Origin of the sequence: Wansuia hejianensis (assembly GCF_014337215.1) — a bacterium.
In the GTDB taxonomy this organism is placed as follows: domain Bacteria; phylum Bacillota; class Clostridia; order Lachnospirales; family Lachnospiraceae; genus Scatomonas; species Scatomonas hejianensis.
The window spans coordinates 2,157,118-2,182,240 of record NZ_CP060635.1; the positions used below are offsets into that span (position 1 = coordinate 2,157,118).

Annotated in this window: 28 protein-coding genes, 1 pseudogene and 1 riboswitch; of the genes and pseudogenes, 3 read left to right on the plus strand and 26 right to left on the minus strand. The window is 52.6% G+C overall.

Translation table 11 applies throughout. The features are described 5' to 3' along the window. The first annotated feature begins 80 nt into the window (after window positions 1–80). The gene (locus H9Q79_RS09975; protein ID WP_147371499.1) at window positions 81–431 is read left to right on the plus strand and encodes an LURP-one-related/scramblase family protein; all 351 of its coding nucleotides are present in this window, start codon (window positions 81–83) and stop codon (window positions 429–431) included. Between the two features lie 43 nt (window positions 432–474). Here the strand turns inward: H9Q79_RS09975 and H9Q79_RS09980 are convergent, their stop codons facing one another. The 18 genes and pseudogenes from H9Q79_RS09980 to H9Q79_RS10065 all read right to left on the minus strand — a co-directional run bounded on the left by H9Q79_RS09980 (window position 475) and on the right by H9Q79_RS10065 (window position 18,148). Beyond that, window positions 475–891, minus strand: a complete 417-nt coding sequence (locus tag H9Q79_RS09980) for a YjdF family protein (protein WP_118647582.1) — start codon at window positions 889–891, stop codon at window positions 475–477. Window positions 892–1,037: 146 nt separating this feature from the next. Continuing rightward, the gene (locus tag H9Q79_RS09985) at window positions 1,038–1,694 is read right to left on the minus strand and encodes an HAD family hydrolase (protein ID WP_118647580.1); all 657 of its coding nucleotides are present in this window, start codon (window positions 1,692–1,694) and stop codon (window positions 1,038–1,040) included. A gap of 1 nt (window position 1,695) precedes the next feature. After that, complete coding sequence (ribH, locus tag H9Q79_RS09990) at window positions 1,696–2,169, minus strand: 6,7-dimethyl-8-ribityllumazine synthase (protein ID WP_118647578.1); 474 nt, start codon at window positions 2,167–2,169, stop codon at window positions 1,696–1,698. 34 nt (window positions 2,170–2,203) lie between these two features. Then, the gene (locus H9Q79_RS09995) at window positions 2,204–3,415 is read right to left on the minus strand and encodes a bifunctional 3,4-dihydroxy-2-butanone-4-phosphate synthase/GTP cyclohydrolase II (RefSeq protein WP_118647576.1); all 1,212 of its coding nucleotides are present in this window, start codon (window positions 3,413–3,415) and stop codon (window positions 2,204–2,206) included. A gap of 18 nt (window positions 3,416–3,433) precedes the next feature. Then, window positions 3,434–4,117 carry a riboflavin synthase gene (locus tag H9Q79_RS10000; protein ID WP_249328200.1) on the minus strand — a complete coding sequence of 228 codons (684 nt, stop codon included), beginning with the start codon at window positions 4,115–4,117 and terminating at the stop codon, window positions 3,434–3,436. Further along, the gene (gene ribD, locus H9Q79_RS10005; protein WP_249328201.1) at window positions 4,102–5,244 is read right to left on the minus strand and encodes a bifunctional diaminohydroxyphosphoribosylaminopyrimidine deaminase/5-amino-6-(5-phosphoribosylamino)uracil reductase RibD; all 1,143 of its coding nucleotides are present in this window, start codon (window positions 5,242–5,244) and stop codon (window positions 4,102–4,104) included. The genes H9Q79_RS10000 and ribD overlap by 16 nt, the downstream gene beginning before the upstream one ends. A 397-nt stretch (window positions 5,245–5,641) precedes the next feature. Beyond that, window positions 5,642–5,756, minus strand: a riboswitch (FMN riboswitch). A gap of 45 nt (window positions 5,757–5,801) precedes the next feature. Continuing rightward, window positions 5,802–5,960 (minus strand): hypothetical protein, encoded by a 159-nt coding sequence (locus H9Q79_RS10010; RefSeq protein WP_249328202.1) that lies wholly within the window; start codon window positions 5,958–5,960, stop codon window positions 5,802–5,804. Window positions 5,961–6,048: 88 nt separating this feature from the next. Then, window positions 6,049–6,507: pseudogene (locus H9Q79_RS10015) on the minus strand (alpha-amylase family glycosyl hydrolase); the annotation flags it as partial. Between the two features lie 37 nt (window positions 6,508–6,544). After that, window positions 6,545–8,809: a glycogen/starch/alpha-glucan phosphorylase gene (locus tag H9Q79_RS10020; protein ID WP_118647574.1), complete on the minus strand. Its 2,265-nt coding sequence runs from the start codon at window positions 8,807–8,809 to the stop codon at window positions 6,545–6,547. Then, a complete protein-coding gene (locus tag H9Q79_RS10025; RefSeq protein ID WP_118647572.1) occupies window positions 8,793–9,869 on the minus strand; it encodes a LacI family DNA-binding transcriptional regulator in 1,077 nt (358 codons plus the stop codon). The genes H9Q79_RS10020 and H9Q79_RS10025 overlap by 17 nt, the downstream gene beginning before the upstream one ends. 10 nt (window positions 9,870–9,879) lie before the next feature. Continuing rightward, window positions 9,880–11,355, minus strand: coding sequence for a 4-alpha-glucanotransferase (gene malQ / locus H9Q79_RS10030; RefSeq protein ID WP_249328203.1), 1,476 nt, complete (start codon window positions 11,353–11,355; stop codon window positions 9,880–9,882). Window positions 11,356–11,563: 208 nt separating this feature from the next. Continuing rightward, window positions 11,564–13,231: a sensor histidine kinase gene (locus tag H9Q79_RS10035; RefSeq protein WP_249328204.1), complete on the minus strand. Its 1,668-nt coding sequence runs from the start codon at window positions 13,229–13,231 to the stop codon at window positions 11,564–11,566. Between the two features lie 6 nt (window positions 13,232–13,237). Beyond that, window positions 13,238–13,909, minus strand: coding sequence for a winged helix-turn-helix domain-containing protein (locus tag H9Q79_RS10040; RefSeq protein ID WP_249328205.1), 672 nt, complete (start codon window positions 13,907–13,909; stop codon window positions 13,238–13,240). A gap of 4 nt (window positions 13,910–13,913) precedes the next feature. Continuing rightward, window positions 13,914–14,561, minus strand: a complete 648-nt coding sequence (phoU, locus tag H9Q79_RS10045) for a phosphate signaling complex protein PhoU (protein WP_118647566.1) — start codon at window positions 14,559–14,561, stop codon at window positions 13,914–13,916. 1 nt (window position 14,562) lies between these two features. Beyond that, entirely contained in the window at window positions 14,563–15,315 is a 753-nt protein-coding gene (gene pstB / locus H9Q79_RS10050; RefSeq protein ID WP_118647564.1) for a phosphate ABC transporter ATP-binding protein PstB, read from the minus strand. Between the two features lie 2 nt (window positions 15,316–15,317). Further along, on the minus strand, window positions 15,318–16,172 hold the full coding sequence (gene pstA, locus H9Q79_RS10055; RefSeq protein ID WP_408646477.1) for a phosphate ABC transporter permease PstA: 855 nt from the start codon (window positions 16,170–16,172) through the stop codon (window positions 15,318–15,320). Window positions 16,173–16,197: 25 nt separating this feature from the next. Further along, window positions 16,198–17,064, minus strand: coding sequence for a phosphate ABC transporter permease subunit PstC (gene pstC, locus H9Q79_RS10060; protein WP_118647562.1), 867 nt, complete (start codon window positions 17,062–17,064; stop codon window positions 16,198–16,200). A gap of 109 nt (window positions 17,065–17,173) precedes the next feature. Next, window positions 17,174–18,148, minus strand: a complete 975-nt coding sequence (locus H9Q79_RS10065; RefSeq protein WP_118647560.1) for a substrate-binding domain-containing protein — start codon at window positions 18,146–18,148, stop codon at window positions 17,174–17,176. A 494-nt stretch (window positions 18,149–18,642) separates the two neighbouring features. Here H9Q79_RS10065 and H9Q79_RS10070 point away from each other — a divergent pair, with 494 nt between their 5' ends. Continuing rightward, window positions 18,643–18,987, plus strand: a complete 345-nt coding sequence (locus H9Q79_RS10070; protein ID WP_249328207.1) for a hypothetical protein — start codon at window positions 18,643–18,645, stop codon at window positions 18,985–18,987. Between the two features lie 163 nt (window positions 18,988–19,150). On the opposite strand, the gene H9Q79_RS10075 is transcribed toward H9Q79_RS10070, so the two are convergent. The 7 genes from H9Q79_RS10075 to tsaE all read right to left on the minus strand — a co-directional run bounded on the left by H9Q79_RS10075 (window position 19,151) and on the right by tsaE (window position 23,468). Then, complete coding sequence (locus H9Q79_RS10075; protein ID WP_118647604.1) at window positions 19,151–20,083, minus strand: alpha/beta fold hydrolase; 933 nt, start codon at window positions 20,081–20,083, stop codon at window positions 19,151–19,153. Between the two features lie 32 nt (window positions 20,084–20,115). After that, on the minus strand, window positions 20,116–20,955 hold the full coding sequence (locus tag H9Q79_RS10080; RefSeq protein ID WP_249328208.1) for a purine-nucleoside phosphorylase: 840 nt from the start codon (window positions 20,953–20,955) through the stop codon (window positions 20,116–20,118). Window positions 20,956–20,971: 16 nt separating this feature from the next. Next, the gene (locus H9Q79_RS10085) at window positions 20,972–21,292 is read right to left on the minus strand and encodes a DUF3784 domain-containing protein (RefSeq protein ID WP_249328209.1); all 321 of its coding nucleotides are present in this window, start codon (window positions 21,290–21,292) and stop codon (window positions 20,972–20,974) included. 113 nt (window positions 21,293–21,405) lie between these two features. Then, a complete protein-coding gene (locus tag H9Q79_RS10090) occupies window positions 21,406–21,663 on the minus strand; it encodes a hypothetical protein (RefSeq protein WP_118647556.1) in 258 nt (85 codons plus the stop codon). A gap of 125 nt (window positions 21,664–21,788) precedes the next feature. Next, window positions 21,789–22,223: a ribosomal protein S18-alanine N-acetyltransferase gene (gene rimI / locus H9Q79_RS10095; protein WP_118647554.1), complete on the minus strand. Its 435-nt coding sequence runs from the start codon at window positions 22,221–22,223 to the stop codon at window positions 21,789–21,791. Then, window positions 22,216–23,037, minus strand: coding sequence for a tRNA (adenosine(37)-N6)-threonylcarbamoyltransferase complex dimerization subunit type 1 TsaB (gene tsaB / locus H9Q79_RS10100; RefSeq protein WP_118647552.1), 822 nt, complete (start codon window positions 23,035–23,037; stop codon window positions 22,216–22,218). The genes rimI and tsaB overlap by 8 nt, the downstream gene beginning before the upstream one ends. Beyond that, complete coding sequence (tsaE, locus tag H9Q79_RS10105) at window positions 23,034–23,468, minus strand: tRNA (adenosine(37)-N6)-threonylcarbamoyltransferase complex ATPase subunit type 1 TsaE (protein WP_118647550.1); 435 nt, start codon at window positions 23,466–23,468, stop codon at window positions 23,034–23,036. The genes tsaB and tsaE overlap by 4 nt, the downstream gene beginning before the upstream one ends. Window positions 23,469–23,777: 309 nt before the next feature. Between tsaE and H9Q79_RS10110 the strand changes: the two genes are divergently transcribed. Further along, window positions 23,778–24,296, plus strand: coding sequence for a peptidylprolyl isomerase (locus tag H9Q79_RS10110; protein WP_118647548.1), 519 nt, complete (start codon window positions 23,778–23,780; stop codon window positions 24,294–24,296). Between the two features lie 82 nt (window positions 24,297–24,378). On the opposite strand, the gene H9Q79_RS10115 is transcribed toward H9Q79_RS10110, so the two are convergent. Next, window positions 24,379–25,044, minus strand: a complete 666-nt coding sequence (locus H9Q79_RS10115; RefSeq protein ID WP_118647546.1) for a YigZ family protein — start codon at window positions 25,042–25,044, stop codon at window positions 24,379–24,381. Window positions 25,045–25,123: the final 79 nt, after the last annotated feature.

Below are 25,123 nucleotides of genomic sequence, written 5' to 3' on the forward strand. Positions count from 1 at the left end.
GTTCCGCTCTGACCGGGGCAAATTCCCCCCGTGCCACCCCATAGTTCAGAAAATCCGTCCATTTTCGATGTGCCTTCTGATTGATTTCCGACAGAAATCTCCGGTCACAACAGCAAGCATACTCATATACGGCAATAAATTTTGAAATACGGCTGGAATTAGGCCATCCGATACACAATGTTCTGGATATCGTAGAGTTTGGCTGGCAGATCAGAGGTCAATTTGCCGCACATGATTATGAAATTGCAGATTCTAACGGCAATGTCTTAGCTGCCGCCCACCGTAAATGGTTCTCAGCCCACGGAATTTACTATCTGGATATCTTCGATGATACAAAAGCAGATATGCTGCTTGCCGCTTATATTGTTCTTGAACATATCCTCAACAATCAGGAGGCATCCGCATCAGCTTCTGCTAACAACCTCAATTGAAGTTCCTGGCCGCTTGATCCTGTTTTATATAGCACAAGGGCAGTCACCTGCCCCTGTGCTTTTCTTTCTTCTTTTGCTGTTTCAGCATAAACTTCCGCAATTGATCCGCCTCTTGCCGTTCCCGGCCGGACGCCTTGCGTTCCGTCTTCAGCCGCTCGTGCTGCAACTTCAGGGCCTGCTGGGATTTTGTTCCGATCCCCGCTTCCTGTACCTGCCTGTGAGCCTCCCGCTGCATCCTCTTGGGATTCAGGCGTTCCACCCTCACGACTGCCTCCACAGCCGGACTGAATCGCAGCCTGTAGTAATGTTCCAGAAAAAATTCCGCCACCTGACAATCCTTCGGTTCCGCACCAAACGTCACTTTGCAGACCCGCAGTCCCTCCTCAGACGTCCGTTCCACCACCCCGATCCAGAATGGCTCTTCAAAAAACACCTTCACTGCTACAGAAATTCTGTCCATATTCGTTCCTCCTTAATAAATATTCCGCAAAGAACGGACGACCTAAGGAGGAAGGTTACTGATATCCCTGAGGATACGCCTGGACTACCAACCAGGCTGTGTTTTTATCTCTGCCTGTTTATTCTATCATATGGAACGCATCATTTCTACAGAGTTTTTAATATCCCTGCCAGAATATCCTCAGGCTTCTCTGCCATCACATCGGCGCCCGCAAGCTCTCCCGCTATTCCAAAACCATAACGGCAGCCGATAAATGGGCTGCCGCTGGCCCTGGCGCATTCCATATCAATTCTCCGGTCACCGATGACCACATACGGACCCGGAAATTCTTTTCCAATCTGACGGATGATTTGTGTCTTCGGCGCATACCCAAAGGATTCACAGTCATAAAAGCCCTCGAACCACCGGTCCATGCCGAATGTTTCCCAGTGGACCCTTCCGTATGAGGCCTGGCAATTGCTCAGAACCGCCAGGCGGCATCCCCTGTCTTTCAGCTCCTCCAGAACCGGCCGGATTCCCGGATACCAGGCCGCCCGGCGGGCGCGCACTGCCCGTTCCATATGCGCGCCCACCATGGCGCCTGCCTCTTCCCGCAGCTCAACAGGCAGGCCGGGGAGAAAGGAATCCCACATCTCCCGTCTGTTCATGCCCAGCCAGGACGCAATCCTCTGCCTGGAAGTATGCGGCACCCTGACTCCATGTTCCTCTTCCAGCCATTTGAACGCCCGGCGAAGCGCCGGTTCATAGATACGCAGGGTGTCGTGGATCGTGCCGTCGTAATCAAAAATCAGAGAAGCTCCCATTTCACATCTGCCCCAGAAGATTGACCATTTCAATTGCCGACAGCGCGCAGTCATATCCTTTATTTCCGGCCTTACTGCCCGCCCGGGCTACGGCCTGTTCGATGTTTTCCGTGGTAATCACCCCGAACAGAACAGGAATTCCTGCAGAAAGCCCTACCTGCGCCACTCCTTTTGAAACCTCGTTACACACATAATCGTAGTGCGTGGTATCTCCCCGGATCACGGCTCCCACGCAGATCACTGCGTCATATTTTCCGGATCTGGCCATTTTGGCAGCGACAACCGGAATTTCAAAGGCGCCCGGCACCCAGGCTGCCGTAATATTCTCTTCCTCTACGCCGTGACGCACGAGACCATCCACCGCCCCTCCCAGCAGCTTACTGACAATGATTTCATTAAAACGGGACGCAACGATTCCCACCTTCATGCCCTCCGGCGCCACAACCTTACCTTCTAATACCTGTATCTGTTTCATCTGCTTATTCCTCCTGAATGATTCTATTGAACAATTAAAAACTGATTTGCCTGAATATGTGTCCCATTTTCTCCTGCTTCGTTTTCATATAGAAATTGTCGTACTTCTGTGGGGTGATCTCAATGGGAACCCGTTCCTTAATTACCAACCCGAAGCCCTCCAGCCCGTAGACCTTATCCGGGTTATTCGTCAGGAGCCTGAGAGATTTCACCCCCAGGTCTGACAGGATCTGGGCGCCCACCCAGTATTCCCGGAGATCCGGAGCGAATCCCAGCCGCAGGTTTGCTTCCACCGTATCCAGCCCCTGTTCCTGAAGCTCATAGGCTTTCAGCTTGTTAATCAGCCCGATTCCCCGGCCCTCCTGGCGCATGTACAGCACAACGCCGCGCCCGGCAGCCTCCACCTGCTGCATGGCTGACTGAAGCTGCAGTCCGCAGTCACAGCGCAGAGAGCCGAAGGTATCACCTGTCAGGCATTCCGAGTGCACCCGGCAGAGCACATCTTCACCATCTCCGATCTCCCCTTTTACCAGAGCCACATGATGTTCCCCGGTAATATCATTCACATAGCCGCAGATCCTGAAATGCCCGTATTTCGTCGGCAGGTCGGCGCAGGCCTCCTGGCTCACATGCTTCTCATGGATACGGCAATAATCCTGCAGCTCCTTGATTGTGATAAATTTCAGCCCATATTTCCCAGCCAGCTTCCAGAGGTTTGGCGTGCGCATCATCGTTCCGTCCTCCTCCATCACCTCACAGCAGACGCCGCACTCCCGCAGCCCGGCCAGCCGCATGAGATCCACCGTGGCCTCTGTATGCCCGTTCCGCACCAGTACCCCTCCGCTTCTGGATACCAGCGGAAATACATGGCCCGGCCTGCGGAAATCCTGTGGTTTTGCCGCCGGATCGGCGCATTTCAGCATAGTATGAGACCGCTCGGCAGCCGAAATCCCTGTCGTCGTGTCCACGTGGTCAACGGACACCGTGAACGCCGTAGAATGGTTATCTGTATTCTCGGACACCATCTGCGGCAGGCCCAGCCCTCCCGCCACCTCCGCGCTCATCGGCGTACAGATCAGCCCTTTCGCCTGGCACGCCATGAAATTAATGTTCTCCTGTGTGGCAAATTCTCCCGCACAGATCATGTCCCCTTCATTTTCCCTGTCCGGATCATCCGTTACCAGGATGACCTTGCCGGCCCGCAAATCCTCAAGAGCCTCCGGAATCGTGTGGTACGTTTGCTTCATCGTTCTTTGTCCTCCTCTTTAAATCCCATATTCTTCGAGAAGCTCCATGGTAAGGCCTTCCCGTTTTCCGGCTGTTTCATTTGTAATTCCCTGCACGCCCCCTGTAACTTCCCGGGAAACGCCTAATAATTTTTTTACGTATTTTCCGATCATATCATTTTCCAGATTCACCAGGCTTCCGGGTTTTTTATCCAGGAGGGCTGTCTCCCCGCCTGTATGAGGGATCACCGATACAGAAAACGCCCTGTCGTCCACCGACGCCACGGTCAGGCTGATCCCGTCTATACAGACCGATCCTTTATCCACAATCAGTTCCAATAGTTCCCTCGCGGCCTCTATCGTCACCCAGACCGCATTTTCCTCTCTGCGGAGAGAACGGATGGTTCCTGTTCCGTCTATATGGCCAGACACCAGATGCCCTCCGAAACGCCCGTCCGCCGCCATGGCCCGTTCCAGGTTCACCAGATCTCCCGGGCTGCATCTGCCGAGGCTGCTTCTCCTGATTGTCTCTGCCATCACATCCGCCGTAAATCCATCTGCCTGCAGAGAAACCACCGTAAGGCAGATGCCGTTCACCGCGATGCTGTCCCCGGTCCGTGTTCCTTCCAGGACTTTCTTCGCCCGCACTGCAATGGTCCCTGATGAACCAGTGAGGGATAACGACCGGATCACACCTTTTTCTTCCACTATTCCCGTAAACATGTTCCATCTCCTCCTTCCGCCAGATATTCCAGCAGCAGATCGCCGCCGATCCGGGTGATTTTATCCAGGCGCAGCCGCCTTGCCTCTGAGGGAAGCTCCACGCCTGTCCCCTCCACAGGAGTCCGTCCGCCGCCTCCGAAGATCTTCGGCGCTATAAATGCCTTCACCTCCCGGACGATGCCTGCCTGCAGGGCGCTGTCATTCAATATGCCCCCACCCTCCAGCAAAATACTGTCAACCGCCCCGATTCCCGGGATATCCCCGCCTCCGAGCAGCTCCATCAGCCGCCCCAGATCCACCTGTCCCTTTTCACCTGGAACTGAAACCACATGGAGGCCCGCCTCCTGCAGCCGCTTACGTTTCTCCAGGTAATCTGTTCCAGCCTCATCCATGGCGCAGACAACAACCGTGGGATATGTACGGGCTGTCCTGCAGATCCTGCAGTCCTCCGGAATCCGCAGCCTGCTGTCACAGATAATCCGTACCGGGCTTCTCCTTCCCTCTTCCCTCACAGTAAGCAGCGGGTCGTCGGCCAGAACAGTTCCTATTCCCGCCATAATCCCCATATACGTCCAGCGCAGCTCCTGTACCCTCGCCCGGGCCTCTTCCCCGGTAATCCATTTGGAAGCGCCGGTTCTGGAGGCGATCTTCCCGTCTGCGGTCATGGCGTATTTCATCACTACATAAGGCCGCTTCTCAGTGATGTAATGAAAAAACACCGGGTTCAGCCGGTCGCACTCCTCTCTCATGAAATCCTCTTCCACACAGACGCCAGCCTCCCTCAGAATAGCAGCCCCCTTCCCGGCCACTTTAGGATTCGGGTCCCTGGACCCTATGATCACTCTGGCGATCTTGTGTTCCAGAATGGCCTCCGTACAGGGCGGAGTCTTTCCCTGATGACAGCACGGCTCCAGCGTGACATACAGATCTGCCCCCTCCGCCGGCTCTGTCAGGGCGGCTATGGCGTTCCGTTCGGCATGGGGTTCCCCGCAGCGGGCGTGGTACCCCTCGCCGATCACCCTTCCGTCCTTCACGATCACCGCCCCGACCAGGGGATTCGGATTCGTCCATCCCTTCCCCTGCCGGGCCAGCTCTATCGCCCGTTCCATAAATCTGCGATCCGTCATCTCTCATCCCTTCTTTCTTGATCTGTTCAAGCGCCGGCCGGCATCCAGACGGCTCACGCCGCTGCTTCCTGAGGATTCCGGAAACGTCCGGCGCTGCCTCTCTGCCTCCTAAGCGCCAGGCATGGAATCTCCCGGAGGAACAAAAACCGCAATAGAAAAATGCCCCGGAACCCATCGGCGCTCCGCCGGCCCTTCTGGGGGCCGGCGCCATTCTTCAGGTTCTGAGACATTTCATTCTATGACATTCATCCTGCGCTTGACAGAGATTCTACAGCACATCTCCAAAACTTCCGTAAGTCTTTCATGGTCCATCCATGAAATTACTCACCCGGAAAATATCAAAACCCTGAAATGGTCATCCATTTCAGGGCCTCATGCACACAGCAGACAAACTGCCATACATCTTCTTCCATCCAGACTATACTGTCGGCCCCGGAATCTCACCGGATCCTGCCTTTCGGCTCGCGGGCTTTACCGCCGGTAGGGAATCACACCCTGCCCTGAAGATTGTTATTTTTTTAATTATGGGCTTATTATACTCCAGCCCGTCCTGCTTTTCAAGTATTTTTTTCCATATCCAGAAGTACAGACTGATATCCTTCCAGATTTAGGATTTCTCCGGATATCTTCAGCCTGTCATAATTATTCAGGAGCACCTTCGCAAGCTTTCCCGGCAGTTGAACGCTCTGGGGACTATTCTGATAATTCGCGATCATCAGAAGGCACTTGCCGCCGCCCGTGCGGTAAAAGGCAATGATATTCTCCTGCTCTTCCAGGACCGGACGGAAAACTCCGTAAACAACACCCTCCATCTCCGATGAAGTCCGGCAATTCCTCTTCTTTCTCATCAAATACCTCGCCCACCGCAAACGCCTGGTGCGGTTCAAAGGCTCTCTTCTTAAGCTCCGTCAGAAATACCCCAATCCCCCGGGCTTCCTTCAGCATATTTTGAACGGAGCAGAGGCCGTCCGGCCGGTCAGCGGGATAATCCCGGAACGGAAGCGCTTTTTTAATATTAATGATCGCGTCGATCCGGAAACCGGCGATTCCCTTGTCAAGCCACCAGTTTACCATCTGGTAAATCGCTTCCCGCACCTCCGGGTTCTCCCAGTTCAGATCCGGCTGTTTCCGGTGAAACAGGTGAAGATAATCCAGCTTCCGGATAATTCCCCTGAGATCACCGGTCCCGTCGCCGTCAGAATCATAAAAGCTTTTCGGATACACCTGATATGCTCTTGTTTCCAGCCACCATTTTTTCTCCATGTCCGTATCCCACCAGTCCTTTTCTTCCTCACCCTTCTCAGGAGAGATGCCAGATATCCTCATTATACTGGGCGATCGTCCGGTCGGAGGAGAAGTATCCGGCTTTTGCGATGTTCACCAGCGCTTTCCGGTTCCACTCTGTGCGTTTCTCATAATCCGAATAGATGGTTTCCTTAGTTTTTATATAATCCTCCAGGTCCAGCAGCGTCATGAACCAATCCTTGCTCACAAGTTCGTGATGCAGCCGCTCCAGGCTTACCGGATCTCCCAGCTCCATGACCTCTTCACTGACAATAAAATCCACCAGCTCCCGAATGACCGGATCGCTGTCGTAATATTTTTTCGCACAGTAGCCTTCCGTGTCATAGAGGCGGATCACCTCCTCCGGCTTTCTGCCGAAGATATAAATATTCTCGTCGCCCACCAGCTCATGAATCTCCACATTGGCTCCATCCTCCGTGCCCAGAGTTACGGCGCCGTTCAACATAAACTTCATATTACCGGTGCCGGAGGCTTCCTTGGACGCCAGCGATATCTGCTCCGAAATGTCCGCTGCAGGTATCAGTTTGGAGGCTTTTGTCACATTATAATTTTCCACCATGATCACCCGGAACCAGGGGCTTACCTCCGGGTCCTGGGCGATGAGCTGCTGCAGGCAGAGAATCAGATGGATGATGTCCTTGGCAATGGTATAGGCCGGAGCTGCCTTGGCTCCGAAGATCAGCGTGACCGGCGTCTTCGGCTTCCTGCCCTTTTTAATTTCCTTATATTTGTAGATCGCATAGAGAGCGTTCATCTGCTGCCGTTTATACTCATGAAGCCGCTTGATCTGCACGTCAAAGATAGAGTTCTCATCCACATCCAGATTCTGTGTCTCATACAAATACCGGCGCAGCTTCTTTTTATTCTTCCGTTTTACCTTCTCCAGCTTCTCCAGAGTCTCCTGATCGTCTCTGTAAGTCAGCAGCTTTTCCAGCTCCATAGCGTCCTTCTCAAAGCCGCCGCCGATCAGGGACCGCACCAGCCCCGCCAGCTCCGGGTTGCAATGGAGCAGCCACCGCCGGAAAGTGATCCCGTTGGTTTTGTTGTTAAACTTCTCCGGATATATTTTATAAAAATTCTTCAGTTCAGAATTCTTCAGAATCTCCGTGTGCAGGGCCGCCACCCCGTTTACGGAAAATCCATAATGAATATCCATATGAGCCATATGAATCCGCTTTTTGGCATCGATAATGTAGACACTCTCATCCTGGAACTTCTCCCGCACCCTCGCGTCCAGCTCCCGTATGATCGGCAGCAGCTGAGGAACCGACTGTTCCAGAAATTCGATGGGCCATTTTTCCAGAGCCTCGGCCAATATTGTGTGGTTGGTATACGCGCAGGTACGGCTTACGACACGAATGGCTTCATCCAATGTAAATCCCCTCTCCTGCAGCAGGCGGATCAGCTCCGGTATGACCATGGACGGATGGGTATCGTTAATCTGAATGACCACGTGCTCATCCAGCTTATGCAGATCCACGCCCCGGTCCGCACATTCCTTCAGAATCAGCTGGGCAGCGTTGCTCACCATAAAATACTGCTGGTAGATCCTCAGCAGCTGCCCCTGGCTGTCGCTGTCATCCGGATAGAGGAACAGCGTCAGGTTGCGGCGGATATCCTTTTTGTCAAAATTGATCCCGTCATTCCCCACGATGCTGTCGTCCACAGAATCCAGATCAAAGAGATGCAGGCGGTTGCAGCCGTTCTGATACCCCGGCACGTCGATGTCATACATCACAGACTGCAGGGTAAACTGCTTAAAGGGCACCTGGAAGGAGACATTCTGGCGCACCAGCCAGCTGTCTCTGGAAATCCAGGGATTTTTCAGCTCCCGCTGCTTGTTGTTCACAAATTGCTGGCGAAACAGGCCGTAGTGGTAGTTCAGCCCTACACCGTCCCCGCAGAGGCCCAGGGTCGCCACGGAATCCAGGAAGCAGGCTGCCAGACGCCCCAGGCCGCCGTTCCCCAACGAAGGCTCCATTTCCATTTCTTCAACCTCCGCCAGATCCAGGCTGTACTTCTTCAGCACCTCATTCACCTCTTCATAGAGCCCCAGATTAATGAGGTTATTGGACAGGAGCTTACCGATCAGGAATTCAGCCGAGATATAGTACAGCTTTTTCTTCCCCTGGATTCTCGGCCGTTTTTCCATCTCTTCTTTTGTGATTTCCATCAGGACGTCAAAGATCTCATTCTTCGTGCACTGACTGATCCTTCTTCCAAACCGCTGCTTTAATAACGCTTCAATTCTCTCTTCCATGATTACCTCCAGTCGCGCTGTCGCCGCGCGTTCTATATTCCTGCGTGGATTCCCTGACCACCAGCTTCCCCTCAAAAAACAGCCTTCTGGGCTTTTCCTTTTTCCGTATCAGCTGAAACAGGTGACGGACCGTAGCTTCCGCAATCTCCTCCGCCGGCTGCTCCAGCGTCGTAAGGCTGGGAATATAATACTTCCCCGCATCCAGCCCGTCAAAGCCCGCCACCGAACAGTCTGCCGGGACCTCTACCCCTGCCTCTTTCAACGCTCGGCACGCTCCCAGGGCCAGGGTATCGGCTGTCGCATACAGGGCGCTGAACCTGGCTCCTGCCTCCAGCAGTTTCTTCGTCATACGGTAGCCGCTGGCCAGGGAATAGCGGTCGATCTCCGGCTCCATATATACCACCAGTGAAGGGTCAAAGGCGATACCCCGGTTCTCCAGTGCCTGGCGGTAACCGTCCAGCCTTAATTTCCCAATGCTTTCATCATCCTCTGCAGAGGTCAGCACGGCAATCTGCCGATGACCCAGGCTGCACAGATAATCGACTATTTTGAAGCTTTCCTTCCGGTTATCCACCGACACGCTGCCGCCGATATATCCGCCGGCCTTTTCCAGCTGACCGATGGTACTGATCACAAATGGCACGGTCAGCCGCCTCTGCAGCTCTTCCGGATGGGCGAAATTACCGCCCAGGAAAATAATCCCTCTCAGACGCTTCTCTTTCACCAGCTCTAAAGCCAGCTCCAGCTCATTCTCATCCTCCTCCACCTGCTGAAGGATGCAGGAATATTTCTGCTCCTGAGTCTCTTTCTCAATCGTATGGATGATATCTGTAAAAAACATATTATCCATACCCTTCACAAGGAGCGCAACCGCCCTGGCATCCACCCGTTTCAGGTTCCGGGCGCTGTTGTTGGGCACAAATCCTGATTCAGCGATAACCTGCAGGATCATTTCCTTGGTCTTCGGGTTAATATCCGGATGATTGTTCATGGCTCTGGACACTGTACTGACGCCCACCCCGCATTTTCTTGCAATATCTTTGATCGTAACTGTATCCATGATTTTCTCACTACGCCCTTCCGTACAGCTCTGTCACATGCCTGATCTTCTGCAGCAGCTCTTCCGTCAGCTCGCCGGGCAGCAGCCTCCATCTCCAGTTATTCCCCAGGGTAGAGGGGTAATTGAAACGCGCCTCTTTACCCAGCCCCAGATAATCCTGAAGAGGAATCACCGCAAGATCAGCCACGCTCGCCAGCGCCAGCCGGATAAAATCCCACGGGATCTCTTCCGGACTGCTTTTCCTGTTGTTCATATATTCCCTGGAAAATTCCCGGTCTCCGGGACTCATTTCTTCATACCACCCTGCAATAGTGTTATTATCATGCGTTCCTGTATACACCACACAGTTGTGGGAATAGTTGTGGGGAAGATAATCACTCTCTTCCCTGGAATCAAAAGCAAACTCCAGCACCTTCATGCCCGGATAGCCTGTCTCGCGCACTAACTGTAAAACGCTCTCCGTCAAGAATCCCAGATCCTCTGCGATGATGCTGACCGGCCCCAGCTTTTCCTTCAGAACGCGGAACAGCTCCATGCCCGGACCTTGCTCCCAGTGGCCGTTCTCTGCTGTCTGATCCCCATAGGGGATGGAATAGTAGGCATCAAACCCTCTGAAATGATCCACACGCACGACATCATACAGCTGAAAGCAGTATCTCATCCGCCGGACCCACCACTCGAAACCCGTCTCTCTGTGATAGTCCCAGCGATACAGGGGATTCCCCCACAGCTGCCCCTTTGCCGAAAAAGCATCCGGAGGGCAGCCCGCGACGGCGACCGGAAGATTCTCCCTGTCAAATTGGAACAGGCCGGGTCCGGCCCAGGCGTCCGCGCTGTCCAGCGCCACATAGATCGGAATATCCCCGATGATCCGGATTCCTTTCCCATTCGCATATCCTTTTAATTTTCTCCATTGGCGGCTGAATTCATACTGCTGAAAGCGGTAAAATGAGATTTTCTCATTCAGCTCTCCCCGTTTGGCCTCCAATGCCTCTGGCCGCCGGTTCTTTAAATCCTCCGGCCATTCGTTCCAGCATTTCTCCTGCTGCTGGCGCTTAATAGCCATATACAGGCAGTAATCCTCCAGCCAGTAACCATTCTCTTCTGCAAACCGCTGATATTCCTCCGTCTCCCGGAAGCGTCCGAAGGCCTTCCGCAGCACTTGAAAACGTGTCTGATAGATTTTTCCGTAATTCACAGTTCCAGGCTCCTCGCCGCAGTCTGCTTCTCTGCATTCCTCATCAGTCAGCAGCCCTTCCTCTCTCAGAAGATCCAGCGAGATGTAATACGGATTGCCGGCAAATGTTGAAAATGACTGATACGGCGAATCCCCATAACCGGTAGGGCCCAGCGGAAGTATCTGCCAGTTCCTCTGGCCTGCCCGCTCCAGCTGGTCCACAAACTCATACGCTTCTCTCGAAAAACCTCCGATCCCGTATCTCGTCGGCAGTGATGATACGGGTAATAATATGCCACTTGATCTCATACGCTTCTCCTTCAGAAACCCTTCCGGAATCGTTATCGGTAACGTTTCCAATATAGTCTTAGTATATCATATCCGATGTACTTTTACAATTCATAATATACCAAAAATCCGAAGAAATATTCCGATTATAAAACACCCTGCCTATCAGGAGCAGGGTGTTTCTATATTCTTGAGCTGGATTGTTGCGGCCCGGGGATCTTCCGCTCTGTCAGTTGAATACAATCTCTATGTCTGTCCCCTTGCCTGGTTCACTGTCTACGGTCACTTTTGCATTGTGAAGGATAGCACCGTGTTTAACGATTGACAGCCCCAGCCCGGTTCCGCCAGTTTCCCGTGAATGGCTTTTATCCACCCGGTAGAACCGTTCAAAAATCCTGTCTATATCTTCTTTGGCGATTCCGATCCCGTTATCCTTCACAGTGATTTTAGGCCTTCCGTTCACCACATCCAGGATCAGGTCTGCCCGGCCGCCGGGCCTGTTGTATTTAATGGCGTTGTCACAGAGGTTATAGACCATTTCATAGAGCACCTGACGCACTCCCGTGATTTCCGCACGAACGCCCCTGAAACCAAATGTTACCTTCTGATCCGCAGCGCTCTTGGACAGATGGCTCCGGACGTCTTCACAGATCTCGTACAGATCCGTGGGTTCCATCGGCAGCTCATCTTCTCCGGCCTCGTCCAGCCGCGACAGGCGGATGATGTCTTCCACAAGGGCAGACAGGCGGCTGGCTTCTGTATGGATTCTGCCTGCAAAATTCTGGATATCTTCCTGACGGACCATCCCATTTTCGATGATTTCGGCATAGCCGGAAATAGACATCAGAGGCGTCTTCAGCTCGTGGGATACGTTGGCTGAGAATTCCCTCCGCATTTTCTCCGCCTCCTGTTTTTCTGTCACATCCAGCACCAGGATCACGGCTCCGGATACCTGTTCGGACACCCGGACAGGATTCGCCAGCAGCTGGTAGACTCTGCCGCCCAGCTTCAGCAGCTTTTCATTGGAATTGCCGCGGAGCGCTTCCTGAAGGGCCTCTTTCAGCACCTCGTTCCGGCTCACCGTCACGATATCGTGATTGATACACTCTTCCAGCTTCACATCAAATAATTTCTGGGCTGCCCGGTTTATGGACAGCACTACGGTCCGGTTAGTCACAATCAGGCCGTCTTTCATATATTCTGTGATCGCCAGATATTCCTCCTGGTTCTGCTTCAGCAGCTCCATCTGGCTGGCAATCTGCTGGTTCTGCCGATAGATCCTGCCCAACAGCGGGCTGATCTCTTCATAAGCTTCGTTTTCATTGTCCAGCGGATGCTCCAGGTCCAGACGGTTGATAGGCGCCACAATCCGGTTAGTCATGATGCGCACACAGATCAGTGCCAGTACCGTCAGTACCACCATCAGCGTGACCGCGATCCCCAGGCCGGAAAACAGCGTTTTCCACACGCTGTCCATGGTATTCGCCACCCGGATCACCATCCCGTTATCCAGCCGCAGCGCGTAATAATAGGTCTGCTTTGACAGCGTCTGGGAAAGGCGCCCGTCATGTCCCACGCCATCCTTCATGGCCTCCAGCACCTCCGGCCTCTTGCTGTGGTTGCCCAGCTCATCAGCCGGTTCCTCTGATTCAAAAAGCACGCTGCCGTCCGTATCAATCAGCGTGATTCTGCTGGTGGAAATACGGGAGACGTGCTCATCCAGGTATTCAGGTCCCATATCATTGATAGAGGTCTGGAGGTATTCACATTCATCCTCCACCCGCAGCCTCATCTGATCGTACATCCGGTTATACATCACAAACTCCATGACCAGAAACGTCAGTATAATCGAAAGCACCACCAGCAAGGCCGTATTTTTTAAAATCCGTTTTCTCATAGGGCGTTATCCTCCTATCCGGTATCCGACCCCGCGGACCGTCTCGATGTACTCGCCGCAGGAGCCCAGCTTCTGCCTCAGGGTCCGTATGTGAACATCAACCGTCCGGGTTTCCCCGTCAAAATCATAGCCCCACACATGGCCCAGCAGGCGGTCTCTGGAAAGCACGATTCCCTGGTTTTCCATCAGGAATCTCAAAAGCTCAAATTCCTTAAGGGTCAGCGTCACCTTCTGTCCGTCCGCAATCACCTGATGCTGCTGCACCAGAACCTGCAGGTCATTGACCTGCAGCGTCGCATTATTCTTGTCCTCTTTTCCGGTCCGCCGGAGCACCGCCCGGACTCTCGCAATGAATTCCATCATGCCGAACGGCTTCGTTATGTAATCGTCCGCCCCGCAGTCCAGTCCCCGTACTTTATCATATTCTGCGCCTTTGGCAGTTACCATGATCACAGGAATATCCTTCGTCACCTCCGAAGCTTTAAGACGGCTCAGTATTTCCAGCCCATCCTCTCCCGGCAACATGATGTCCAGCAGTATCAGAGATGCCTGGTGCGAGGAGAGCTCCTCAAAGAGTTCCGCCCCGCTCTCCAGCCCTTTGGCCCGCAAGCCGCTGGATTCCAGGGTATATACGATTAATTCCCGGATATTTCTCTCATCCTCCACACAATAAATCATGATCCTATTCTCCTCTGTGCTGTCCTGTTATTGAAAATTCCACCCACTCAGCAATATTCGTGGCGTGGTCTCCGATCCGTTCAAAATATTTGGCGATCATCAGCAGATCCATGGTCTGTTCCGGGTTGGCCACTCCTTTGCCGATCCCGTGAGCGAGGTCGTCTCTGATCTCATCGAACAGGCGGTCCACAACGTCATCATAATTGATCACTTCCCTGGCAATCTCCAGATCCTGCTTTACATAGGCGTCAATGCTGTCCGTGACCATTTTCCTGGTTGCCTTTGCCATTTCACCAATCCGGACGGTCTGCGCCGGCGCTTTAAGGCTCCCCGTCGTCTGTACGATCTCCGCGATATCCGCCGCCTGGTCGCCAATCCGTTCCATATCAGTGATCATCTTCAGCGCCGCCGATATCTTCCTCAGGTCGCCGGCAACCGGCTGCTGCTGCAGGAGAAGCTTCAGGCACAGGCTCTCTATATCTCTTTCCTTCAGGTCAATGGCATTGTCCTCCTTCATGATGGTCTGCGCCGCGGTAATATCCTCGCTCATCAATGCCTTATAGGTTTCACCGATCACCTTTTCACAGAGCGCTCCCATCTCGATCAGTTCCGTGTGAAGTTTCTCTAGCTGCCTGTCAAATTTATTTCTCATATTAACCAAACCTCCCTGTAATATAGTCTTCTGTCCTCTTATCCTTCGGCATGGAGAAAAGTTCTTCTGTCTTATTCTGCTCAATCACTTCTCCCAGCAGGAAAAACACAGTATTATCAGAGATTCTCGCGGCTTGCTGCATGTTATGCGTGACCATGACAATAGTATAATCTTTTTTCAGCTCAGCCACAAGATCTTCTATCTTTGATGTGGATATAGGGTCCAGGGCTGATGTGGATTCATCCATCAGCAGAACCTCCGGCTGCACAGCCAGAGCCCTCGCGATGCAGAGCCGCTGCTGCTGTCCTCCGGACATTCCCAATGCGCTGTTCTTCAACCGGTCCTTCACTTCATCCCAGATCGCGGCCTGGCGCAAAGACTGTTCTACAATTTCATCCAGCTTCGCCTTGGAATGTACTCCATGAGTCTTAGGTCCGTAAGCCACGTTGTCATAGATGCTCATCGGAAAGGGGTTGGCCTTCTGGAACACCATTCCCACGCGCTTTCTCAGCATATTTACATCCGTATTTTTTCCATACACATCCAGGTTCTCAAGCATCAGCTTCCCGGTTATTTTGCACCCGTCTACCAGATCGTTCATCCGGTTAATGGATTTCAGCAGCGTTGATTTTCCGCATCCGGAAGGACCAATGAACGCCGTAATCTCTTTTTCGGGGATTTTCAGGTTTACATCCTTTAAAGCATGGAAATCTCCATAATAAAGATTCATATTTTCTATCGTAATTTTATCCATCTCTATTGTCCTTTCGTAAGCTTTTTGGCAAAGTAGCCGGACACCGCATTGATCAAAAGCACCATGACCAGCAGGATCACTGCTGTCGCGAAAGCTTTATCCATATGCAGCCCTTCCGTGGAAAGCACATACATATGCACCGCCAAGGTACGCCCGGATTCCATGGGCGAAGCATATTTAGCCACACTTCCCGCCGTGTATATCAGGGCCGCCGTCTCGCCTACCACCCGGCCCGTAGCCAGAATGATGCCGGACAAAATCCCCGGCATTGCAGCCGGAATAACAATTTTGAAAATAGTCCGGAGCTTGCCGGCCCCAAGGCCAAAGCTGGCTTCTCTATAGGCCACCGGCACAGACTTCAGGGCCTCCTCCGAGGTACGCATGATCAACGGAAGGATCATAATTGCCAGCGTAAACGCGCCTGACAGCATGGAATACCCCCAATGCAGCGTAGTTGCAAAAAACAGCAGTCCGAAAAGGCCGTACACGATAGAGGGAATGCCTGAAAGGGTTTCAGCCGTGATCCGAATGATTCCTACGATCCTGCCAGTGTTGTTGGCATATTCTACCAGGAAAATGGCTGCAAACACACCAATCGGTACGGCGATCAGCAGGGAGATCACGGTCATCTCCAGTGTGTTTACAATCGCGGGCAGCACGGAGCTGTTTTCACTGCTATATTCCAGCGCAAAGAGGTCCGGGGTTATGTTGCCGACACCCTTAATCAGAATAAATGCGACTAAGAATATCAGTACGGCAATCGCCAGAAGGGAGGCCGCCCAGGTGGCTGCTGTCAGGACTGAAGAGAGAATGCTCTTTTTATAAACGACTGTTATTGGCTTCTTCACAGCCGCCATTTCCGCCGCGGCTTCAGAATCTCTGTTATTCATGGGCTTTCCTCCTGTTCAGTAAGGATACCGAAAGGTTAATGATCAGGATAAACACGAAGAGGACTACGCCTGTGGCAATCAGGGCTTCTCTGTGCAGGCCGGACGCATATCCCATCTCCATAACAATATTAGAAGTCAGCGTCCTGACTCCTTCTGTCAGCCCTTTGGGCATCCAGACATGGTTGCCTGCTACCATGATCACCGCCATAGTCTCCCCGATGGCGCGGCCGATGCCCAGCACCAGCCCGGCGACTACGCCCGACTTGGCAGCCGGGACCACCGTAAAAAACACACTCTTAGAATGAGTCGCCCCCAGGGCAAGCGCTCCTTCATAATAGCTGTCCGGCACACTCTGCAGCGCAGGCTCCACCACGCCGACTACTGTCGGCAATATCATGATTGCCAGCAGTATAGAAGCCGTCAGCATGGTGCTTCCGCTCCTGAGGTTAAAAATCTGTTTTACCGCCGGAACCATCAGCACCAGTCCAAAAAATCCATATACGACGGAAGGCACGCCGGCCATCAGATTGATCCCGGATTTCAACGGTCCGTATAGCTTTTTGGGGCAATAGAAAGCCATAAATATGGAGGTCAATATGGCGATCGGAACACCCAGAACTATCGCTCCCGCAGTCACATACAGGCTGCCCAGGATAAAAGGCAGAATCCCGTAAATGTTATTGCCCGGTTTCCAGGTCTCTCCCAGCAGGAAATCAAAAATGCCAATTTCGCGCATGGCTGGAATGCCGTTGGCAAACAGGAATACACAGATCAGGACTACTGCGAATACAGAGACACAGGCAGCGATCAGAAAGACTATCTTCATTCCTGTTTCTTTCAACTTCGCTCTTGATTTCATAAAATCGTTCTCCTTGGCTTATGTTAAAGGAATGTAAAGACCCTTGTCTGGAAAAGGGGGACAGGGCAAGCCCTGTCCCCTACCTGGTCTTATGTATTCCTATTTCCAGTTACTGAAGTTCAGACCAATCGGTGACTGCTCCGGTAAAGATATCTTTTACCTGGTCACTGGTTAACTCCTCCGTTGGATTGTCATTGTTGACAATTACCGCTATGCCGTCCGTTGCGATTACAGTCGCCGTTACGCCCTGGCTGGTTTCTTCCTCTTTCAGCTCACGGGAAGCCATACCGATATCGCACAGCCCGTCAACAGTCGAGGTAACACCAGTGGTAGAATCAGACTGCTGTACTTCGATGTTTGCGTCCGGATTCAGTTTCTTGTACGCCTCAGCCAGCTTTTCCATTACCGGAGTTACTGAGGATGAACCTGCAACCACAACCTTGTCACTTCCGGCTTTTCCGCTGTAAGCCTCTGTTCCGTCAAGCGGAATATAACCTGCTTCTTCCACTACTGCCTGTCCCTCAGTGCTCAGGATGTAGTCCACAAAATCCTGTGCGGACTCACTCAGACCGTCTTTGGTCACGATATTGAACGGTCTCGTCACCTTATATTCGCCTGCCTTGACATTATCCACGCTCGCTTCCGCCCCGTCGATCTTAACCGCCTTAACGGTATCATTCAGAGATCCCAGAGAGATATAACCGATGGATGAAGTGTCGCCCGCTACGGTTGTCATCATAACTGAGGTGTTATTGGTGATCTGGGCAGCCTCTGTAGTCATATCTACTTTCTCGCCCGCATCATTCTTCTCTTCAATCCCAAACAGCTCGATAAAAGCGCCTCTTGTACCGGAACCGTCCTCACGGGATACAACATTAATCGGCCCCTCCGCCGCTGCAGTGCTGTTCGTTCCTTTGCTCTCACTCTTCGCCTCTGTATTCGCCTCAGGAGTTGAAGCAGCTTCTGCGGCCGTTGAAGAAGAATTACTTCCTTCGCCCGAACCAGAATTAGAATTGCTGCCGCAGCCCACCAGCAGACCAGCCGCAACAGTCAGTGCCATAAACATTGCAATACCTTTTTTCATAACTAATTTTCTCCTCTTTTTCTTCGTTTTATGATTTTACATTTCTTTTTTACAATCCAATCATAGCAGTTGAATGTAAAATGCAAAATCAGCCATATGTTAAATCCACGTAAAATTATAGGTTTTGCTTCCAAATGGTCGGGGAAGGGGGGGCGAGTTGGATACCCGGACGAAAGGGTGGGGGGAGGCGGGGCGGAACAGGGACAGCGCCATGGAAGGCTTCGGCCTGAAGTTCTGCTAAGCGGCCATCAGCACCTACAGGGAGGTACCAGGGCAAGTCCGGTAGAAATCCTGATGGATTTCTATCCTCCGTGCCCTTCAGGTATTGTGCGTGAGGCACAATACCTGCCCTCCCTTCCGGCGCTGCTGCCCGCTAAGCAGAACTAATCAGGCCTGCAGAAATCCATGGCGCTGTCCCTGTTCCACCCCGCCTCCCCCCACCCTTTCTGGTGATCTAAAACGCTTCACCCAGGTTCTCCGAAAGTGTCATCGGTATGGTTTCAAACAGTAATCAGTGGCTGATAGCGACCGATTGGCGCCAGTATTTCTTTATTGAATATCGAAATCTGCCGTCTGAGACCATCGGGGTCCCTCCCCTGGCGAGAGCCATTGTACCGTCTGGAACAGCCAGAAAAGCGGCGGGAGAGCTCCAGGGGCTGCGGCCTGACGGGCAGACCTCTGCAGGGTTGTTAGTGATTCTTGACTTCCGGAGACCGCTCTCCAGGGGGCGTCCGCTGTGCTTCAAGCACGGCGGGCGAGGGGAACGGAGGATGGAAGGCATCAAGCCTTCCACCGGACTTTCCCCGGTACCCCTGGAGAGCGGCCTCCGGAGGTCTTAGAATCACTTCAACCCGAAGCCCAGTCTGCCCGTCAGACTGCAGCCTCTGGAACTCTCCCGCTGCTTTTCGTCCGGGTATCCCCCCCCTCGCCACAAAACCGTAATTTAAAAGCCCTGAACGCAGCACAGCTTTTTTCGCTGTCTCCTGCCTTCAGGGCTTCCTGTCACCAATTTTTTGTTATGTATTTTTCCACATCCGCATAGATGTCATACCGGCATTCTTCATTTAATATTTCATGGCGCAGCCCCGGATATAGCTTACCTCTTACGTTCCGGTAGCCTGCCATCCGCATGGTCTCCAGGGCCTGTTTGAACTTCCTGGGATTTACTATACAAGGGTCTTCGGCGCCGCCGATAAAAAGGACCGGTAATTCAGGGCATTTGCACTGCCAGCCTTTCAGCCTGTAGGTATCGTCCATCAGATCGAACAGTGTCAGATATCCGTCTACCGTAAATGTAAAGCCACAGCCAGGGTCCTGTTCATAGGCTTCTACTACTGCGGCTGATGAACAGATCCAGGAAAAGGTACTTTTTTCCGCGGCGAAACGGCGGACATAGGGACCGAAAGATAAGCCTTCTATCCGCTTGCTGATATGTCGGTCTCCGTGTGAGGCCTTTTCCATCTTGGCCAGTATGCGCCCAAAGGCAGTTCCTGGATTCTTGCTGGGGGAACCGCAGACGATCAGCATCTTAAGCTCATCATCCCAACGCTTCGCATAGCAGCGGGCTGCCAGCGAACCCATACTGTGACCAAACAGGATGACCGGGAGTCCGGGCCAGCGTTCTCTGGCAAAGGCAGTGATCTGATGCAGGTCGGCCAGCATCGCTTCTTCTCCGCCTCCATACATATATCCCAGATCCTTCTCCTCCCGGACGCTGTGTCCATGGCCTCTGTGGTCATGGATGACACAGGCAAACCCCCTCTGGCTCATAAATTCCATAAAGTCCAGATAGCGCTCCTTATGCTCGCACATGCCATGAGAAATCTGGAAGATACCTTTCACCGTCTCTCCCTCGGAAGGCAACGTAATGAGCACCTCCAGATTTAAACCATCATAGGCGGACGGAACTGTTACTACTTCTCCCGTAGTTGTCACCCCTTTCTGTTCCCCTGGTCCATACACGGCGCTCAGCAGCCGGGCAGGGCTCCCATCCGGCGGATGCCCTCTGACAGTATTCTCTTAAAAGCCGGCGCAGCTTCATCGGCCGCCTTCTGCACCTCACCGTGGGACAATGGGCTGTCCGTGATCCCGCAGGCCATATTCGTGATGCAGGAAATCCCGCATACCTTCATCCCGCAGTGATTGGCAGCCACCGCTTCACAGGCTGTGCTCATTCCCACCGCATCCGCGCCCAGCAGACGGCACATCCTGACCTCGGCCGGCGTCTCATAATTGGGTCCTGTCAGCTGGACATAAACACCTTCCTTCAGGGAAATCCCCAGGTCTGCGGCTGTACTGCGCAGGATCTCCTGAAGCTCCCTCTTGTAGATATTGCTCATATCACAAAATCTGGGCCCCAACCCATCCAGGTTCGGGCCGATCAGCGGCGACGGAACAAAATTACTGATCTGATCCGTTATCATCATAAAGTCACCCGGCCGGAATTCCGGATTCATGCCCCCGGCCGCATTGGTCAGGAATAAAATCTCAGCGCCCATCTTCCACATCAGCCGGACAGGCAGCACAACATCGGCAATCGGATATCCCTCATAGTAATGGACCCTGCCCTGCATGATGACGGTCGGAACTCCCTGGACGTACCCGAATACAAAACGCCCCTTATGGCCCGGTACCGTAGAGACGGGAAAACCCTCAATTTCCGAATAGCCTATAACGGCCTCCGACTGAATCTCATCTGCGAATTCTCCCAGCCCGGAACCAAGGATCAGCGCAACCTCAGGGGCAAAAGGAATCTTTGCCCGGATGCTTTCATAACAGTTGTTCAACTTCACTTCAACCGGATACATCCTACCACGCTCCTTCTCATTCCGGAAAATTTTTCTTCAGATAGATAATCAGAAGTATCATGCTGAGAATGACGATCCCCATGGTCACGATCGGCACCCATCGGTAGGTGAAGCCTAGCACAGCCATCAGTACCTCGCTTAAGCCAATGGCCAGGAGGAACCAGGCAATTGCTCTCTGGTAACGCATTTCTTGCTCCGGCGTTCTCTTTTTCTTCTGAGCCATGGTGTCTTTTCCAGAAAATGCCCGTAGAATTCCGTTTCCCTTGCCTGCAAAAAATATTACGGCAAGCACACCCATAATTCCTGCGAACACCCAGTCAAATGTTGGACTAAACATAATGTTCCTTACCCCACTGTTCTTAATGTTTACTATAAAAGCCCCGGACGGCAGCCATAAGCCGGGGCGCGCCCGCGTCAGCGAACATGTCTGTTAATTATCATACCAGATTTTTACAGGCTTGTCCATCCGACTTCTGTTTCTTCTTCCTCTTTTACAGGAACTGCAAACTGCGCCGTCAGTTTATCATAGCATTCTTCACAAAGATCAAAGTGATGAATGGAAGTATCCTTTTTAGAAAAGTACCCCCAGGTCACATCCACGGAGCAGATTCCTTCTTTCAAAACGCCGTTTTCTATCAGCAGCTGTTTCCCGCAGCAATTGCAGACTGCCAGTTCCAGCTCGTTTGTTTTTTTGTCATATTTTCTCATGTGAATTCCTCCCCGGTTCAATAGACAGGTTGTTGGTTCATCCTCAGTATAACGCATCCGGATGACCGCGCCTAGTGGGAAGTAGCGTCAGTTCTGGAAAAAGCTAGCGCAGCGCATGGCCTCCTTCACCGTCTGGACATCAGCACCGCATCTTCCACCGGTTCCTCGTAATAATCTTTCCTGATACCCTCCCTGACAAAGCCCAGCTGTTCATACAGCCGCAAAGCCTTGTCATTGCTCCTTCTCACTTCCAGGTAAAGCCGGGTAACCCCTGCCTCTGCAGCGCGCCCGATCAGCTCCTTCACAAGCTGACTGCCGATTCCCTGGCCCTGACGGCTTTTTGCTACGGACACATTGGTGATGTCGCCTTCATCCGGCACCATCACTACGCCGCAGTATCCTGCAATCTGATCGCCATCTTCCGCCACGAGAAACAGGGTGTCCTGGCGCAGCAGAAAGGAGAAAAAGCCATTTTCCGTCCAGGGCACTGAAAAATTCTCCCGTTCAATGACCATAACCTGCTCCAGGTCATCCAGCGTCATTTCCCGCACCTTAACCATTTGTTATCCCCCCTTTTGAATATCCCTGCCCTGACTCAGGCTGCCTGCATGCAAACTGCCTGCAGTCTGACCGTCCGCGTTCAGACTTATCACGCCCGGATAGCTCCCGTCCGGACTGTTCACGCTCCGCCCGCTCACGCTCTGCCTGAGAGAGCCGGAGATACTCCGGCTGGTGCTCTCTGGCAGTCTGAATCTTACCTTCCTCATAATATTTCAGCGCCAGGGCGCCCAAAGCTCCGGCCCTCTGTCTGTTCAGATGGGGCGGCGCCTCTGTAAACGGCACCTTCAGAAGCTCCTGAAGCTTTTCCCTGTAGACGGCCGCCCCATCTCCCAGCACGGTCACCGGCTCGCCCAAACGGTTCAGCTCCTCTGCCAAATCCGCCACCGCTTCCGGCTTCTGAGCCGCCACAGTCAGAAGCTCGTGATTATTGAACCGGTAGATCCCCGTATAGACCTGACAGCGCCGTGCATCCATCATCGGACACACCAACCCCTCCGCATCATACAGGTTATAGGCCAGCGCATCCACCGTCGGCACCGAAATCAGAGGCTTATCCAGAGCCAGCCCCAGCCCCTTCGCCGTGGCCGACCCGATCCGCAGCCCGGTGAACGAACCAGGCCCTCCCGCCACCGCTATGGCATCCAGAGTTTTCAAATCCATGTCTATCATCGAAGCCGCCGCATCCAGCATCGGAAGCAGCGTCTGAGAATGCGTTTTCTTATAATTCACCGTATATTCCGCCAGAAGCACACCGTCCTCCAGAAACGCCACAGAGGCCACCAGCCCCGAGCTGTCAATCGCCAGTAATTTCATCGTTCTTCCATCCCTTCTATATGAATCAGCCGGTAATCAAAGCCTTTCTCCAGATCCTTTTCTATCGATACAGAAATCACCCGTTCCGGCAACAGCTCCCGGATCAGTTCCGCCCATTCGATCAGGCAGACTCCCTCTCCGAAAAAATAATCATCATATCCGATCTCTTCCATCTCTTCCGGTTCACCGATCCGGTACACATCAAAGTGATACAGCGGAAGCCGGCCGCCGCTGTATTCCTGCACAATCGTAAACGTGGGGCTGCTGACCGGCTCCTCAATACCCAGCCCGGCCGCCATCCCCTTCGTAAAAATAGTCTTTCCGGCGCCCAGATCCCCGTTCAGCGTATAAATCTGACCCGGCTTTGCGTCCGCTCCCATGCGCCTTCCCAAATCAAAGGTTTCCTCCGGGCTATTCGTTTCAACTCTCATCTATCTGCTCCTAACTGTTCTATCTGTTTCTGACTTCCATCTGTTCCTGACGCCTTAGTTCTACTCAGCAAACAGCTCAAAACTGCTGATATCTTATCACATTTGCTGCCTTTGAACAAGAGGCTTGCCTATCGTCCCTTTTCAGAGTATAATGTCGTCAGGCATTATACCAGCGCCGGGCTGCGGCCGGAAAAGGGACGATTTCCGCTGCTAATCCCACGCATCCTGCGGAGGGATATCCTGTCCGGCGGACATGGATAATGGAAAAATACTGGTGCCGCCGGCCGGCGCAACTGAAAGGAGACAACAATGGCAAATCCCATCGTTACAATCACCATGGAAAATGGTGACATTATGAAAGCTGAGCTGTATCCTGAAACAGCTCCCAATACTGTCAACAACTTTATCAGTCTGATTAAGGAGGGCTTTTACAACGGCCTGACCTTCCACCGGGTAATTCCCGGATTTATGATCCAGGGCGGCTGCCCCCTCGGCAACGGCACAGGCGGTCCCGGCTATTCCATCAAGGGCGAATTCGCCCAGAATGGCTTTAAGAATGATCTGGCCCACAAGGAAGGCGTTCTCTCCATGGCACGCGCCATGCATCCGGATTCCGCAGGAAGTCAGTTCTTTATCATGCACAAGGACGCTCCCCATCTGGACGGCGCATACGCTTCCTTCGGTAAAATCATTGAGGGCATGGACGTAGTAGATAAAATAGCCGGCGTGCCTACAGATTTCCGGGACTGTCCAAAAGAAGCTCAGAAGATTGCTTCCATGGCCGTAGATACTCAGGGAACGGAATATCCTGCACCCGAAAAATGCTGATGTTTCCCGGTTCCTTGCAATCTGCAGGGGCTGTAAAATAAGTCCTTTTTTACAGCCCCTTTTGTCTGCGCATCCTCTGGGCTCACGCCTTCATTTCTTCTCCCATCAGAATTCTTCCATCCAGCTCCGCATAATAAAGTGTCTCTTCTTTTCTGATTTCCGCTTTTCCGTTCGTAGCCTCTGTCACATCCTGGCAGAACTTTTTTTCTTCCCGGACCGGAAGGATTACCCGGAGTGCCACGATATCCGTATAATCTGCCTGCAGAACCGGTATCTTTTTCTGTCCCAGCAAATACTGAATCTTGCCGACACCTGTATAATCCGTTCTGATTTCCATCAGCGAACCGGACTTTTTCTCAATCAGCACGGTGTTCTTCAGCCCTTCCTGAACCGCCTTGGAATAAGCCCGGACCAGTCCGCCGGTGCCCAGCAGAGTTCCGCCAAAATACCTGGTGACCACAACTGCCGTATTATACAGCTCTTCTCCCAGCAGCACATCCAGCATCGGCCGCCCCGCTGTCCCGGAAGGCTCCCCATCGTCACTGGCCCGTACAGTTTCCCTCCGTTCCCCGATCACATAGGCAAAGCAATTGTGATTGGCATTCCAATATCTCTTTCTCATTTCTTCGATAAACTGAAGCGCCTCTTCCTCCGTCTCCACCAGCCTGACGGTCGCAATGAACCGGGATTTCTTCTCAACGATCTCGGCCTCGCCGCCCCTGTAGACAGTTTTATATAAATCCAGCATATTTGCCTCCAGATATGTATTAATTTTTCTTTATAGTATCATAATTTTACCAGTAATGTGAACTATTATTTTTTTAGGA

Excerpts from the sequence above, each read along its gene's own strand:
- H9Q79_RS09980 (WP_118647582.1), bottom strand. The coding sequence starts at position 891 with ATGGACAGAATTTCTGTAGCAGTGAAGGTGTTTTTTGAAGAGCCATTC.
- H9Q79_RS09985 (WP_118647580.1), bottom strand. The coding sequence starts at position 1,694 with ATGGGAGCTTCTCTGATTTTTGATTACGACGGCACGATCCACGACACC.
- ribH (WP_118647578.1), bottom strand. The coding sequence starts at position 2,169 with ATGAAACAGATACAGGTATTAGAAGGTAAGGTTGTGGCGCCGGAGGGC.
- H9Q79_RS09995 (WP_118647576.1), bottom strand. The coding sequence starts at position 3,415 with ATGAAGCAAACGTACCACACGATTCCGGAGGCTCTTGAGGATTTGCGG.
- H9Q79_RS10000 (WP_249328200.1), bottom strand. The coding sequence starts at position 4,117 with ATGTTTACGGGAATAGTGGAAGAAAAAGGTGTGATCCGGTCGTTATCC.
- ribD (WP_249328201.1), bottom strand. The coding sequence starts at position 5,244 with ATGACGGATCGCAGATTTATGGAACGGGCGATAGAGCTGGCCCGGCAG.
- H9Q79_RS10010 (WP_249328202.1), bottom strand. The coding sequence starts at position 5,960 with ATGATCGCGAATTATCAGAATAGTCCCCAGAGCGTTCAACTGCCGGGA.
- H9Q79_RS10020 (WP_118647574.1), bottom strand. The coding sequence starts at position 8,809 with ATGGAAGAGAGAATTGAAGCGTTATTAAAGCAGCGGTTTGGAAGAAGG.
- H9Q79_RS10025 (WP_118647572.1), bottom strand. The coding sequence starts at position 9,869 with ATGGATACAGTTACGATCAAAGATATTGCAAGAAAATGCGGGGTGGGC.
- malQ (WP_249328203.1), bottom strand. The coding sequence starts at position 11,355 with ATGAGATCAAGTGGCATATTATTACCCGTATCATCACTGCCGACGAGA.
- H9Q79_RS10035 (WP_249328204.1), bottom strand. The coding sequence starts at position 13,231 with ATGAGAAAACGGATTTTAAAAAATACGGCCTTGCTGGTGGTGCTTTCG.
- H9Q79_RS10040 (WP_249328205.1), bottom strand. The coding sequence starts at position 13,909 with ATGATTTATTGTGTGGAGGATGAGAGAAATATCCGGGAATTAATCGTA.
- phoU (WP_118647566.1), bottom strand. The coding sequence starts at position 14,561 with ATGAGAAATAAATTTGACAGGCAGCTAGAGAAACTTCACACGGAACTG.
- pstB (WP_118647564.1), bottom strand. The coding sequence starts at position 15,315 with ATGGATAAAATTACGATAGAAAATATGAATCTTTATTATGGAGATTTC.
- pstA (WP_408646477.1), bottom strand. The coding sequence starts at position 16,172 with ATGGCGGCTGTGAAGAAGCCAATAACAGTCGTTTATAAAAAGAGCATT.
- pstC (WP_118647562.1), bottom strand. The coding sequence starts at position 17,064 with ATGAAATCAAGAGCGAAGTTGAAAGAAACAGGAATGAAGATAGTCTTT.
- H9Q79_RS10065 (WP_118647560.1), bottom strand. The coding sequence starts at position 18,148 with ATGAAAAAAGGTATTGCAATGTTTATGGCACTGACTGTTGCGGCTGGT.
- H9Q79_RS10070 (WP_249328207.1), top strand. The coding sequence starts at position 18,643 with ATGGTTTCAAACAGTAATCAGTGGCTGATAGCGACCGATTGGCGCCAG.
- H9Q79_RS10080 (WP_249328208.1), bottom strand. The coding sequence starts at position 20,955 with ATGTATCCGGTTGAAGTGAAGTTGAACAACTGTTATGAAAGCATCCGG.
- H9Q79_RS10085 (WP_249328209.1), bottom strand. The coding sequence starts at position 21,292 with ATGTTTAGTCCAACATTTGACTGGGTGTTCGCAGGAATTATGGGTGTG.
- H9Q79_RS10090 (WP_118647556.1), bottom strand. The coding sequence starts at position 21,663 with ATGAGAAAATATGACAAAAAAACAAACGAGCTGGAACTGGCAGTCTGC.
- rimI (WP_118647554.1), bottom strand. The coding sequence starts at position 22,223 with ATGGTTAAGGTGCGGGAAATGACGCTGGATGACCTGGAGCAGGTTATG.
- tsaB (WP_118647552.1), bottom strand. The coding sequence starts at position 23,037 with ATGAAATTACTGGCGATTGACAGCTCGGGGCTGGTGGCCTCTGTGGCG.
- tsaE (WP_118647550.1), bottom strand. The coding sequence starts at position 23,468 with ATGAGAGTTGAAACGAATAGCCCGGAGGAAACCTTTGATTTGGGAAGG.
- H9Q79_RS10110 (WP_118647548.1), top strand. The coding sequence starts at position 23,778 with ATGGCAAATCCCATCGTTACAATCACCATGGAAAATGGTGACATTATG.
- H9Q79_RS10115 (WP_118647546.1), bottom strand. The coding sequence starts at position 25,044 with ATGCTGGATTTATATAAAACTGTCTACAGGGGCGGCGAGGCCGAGATC.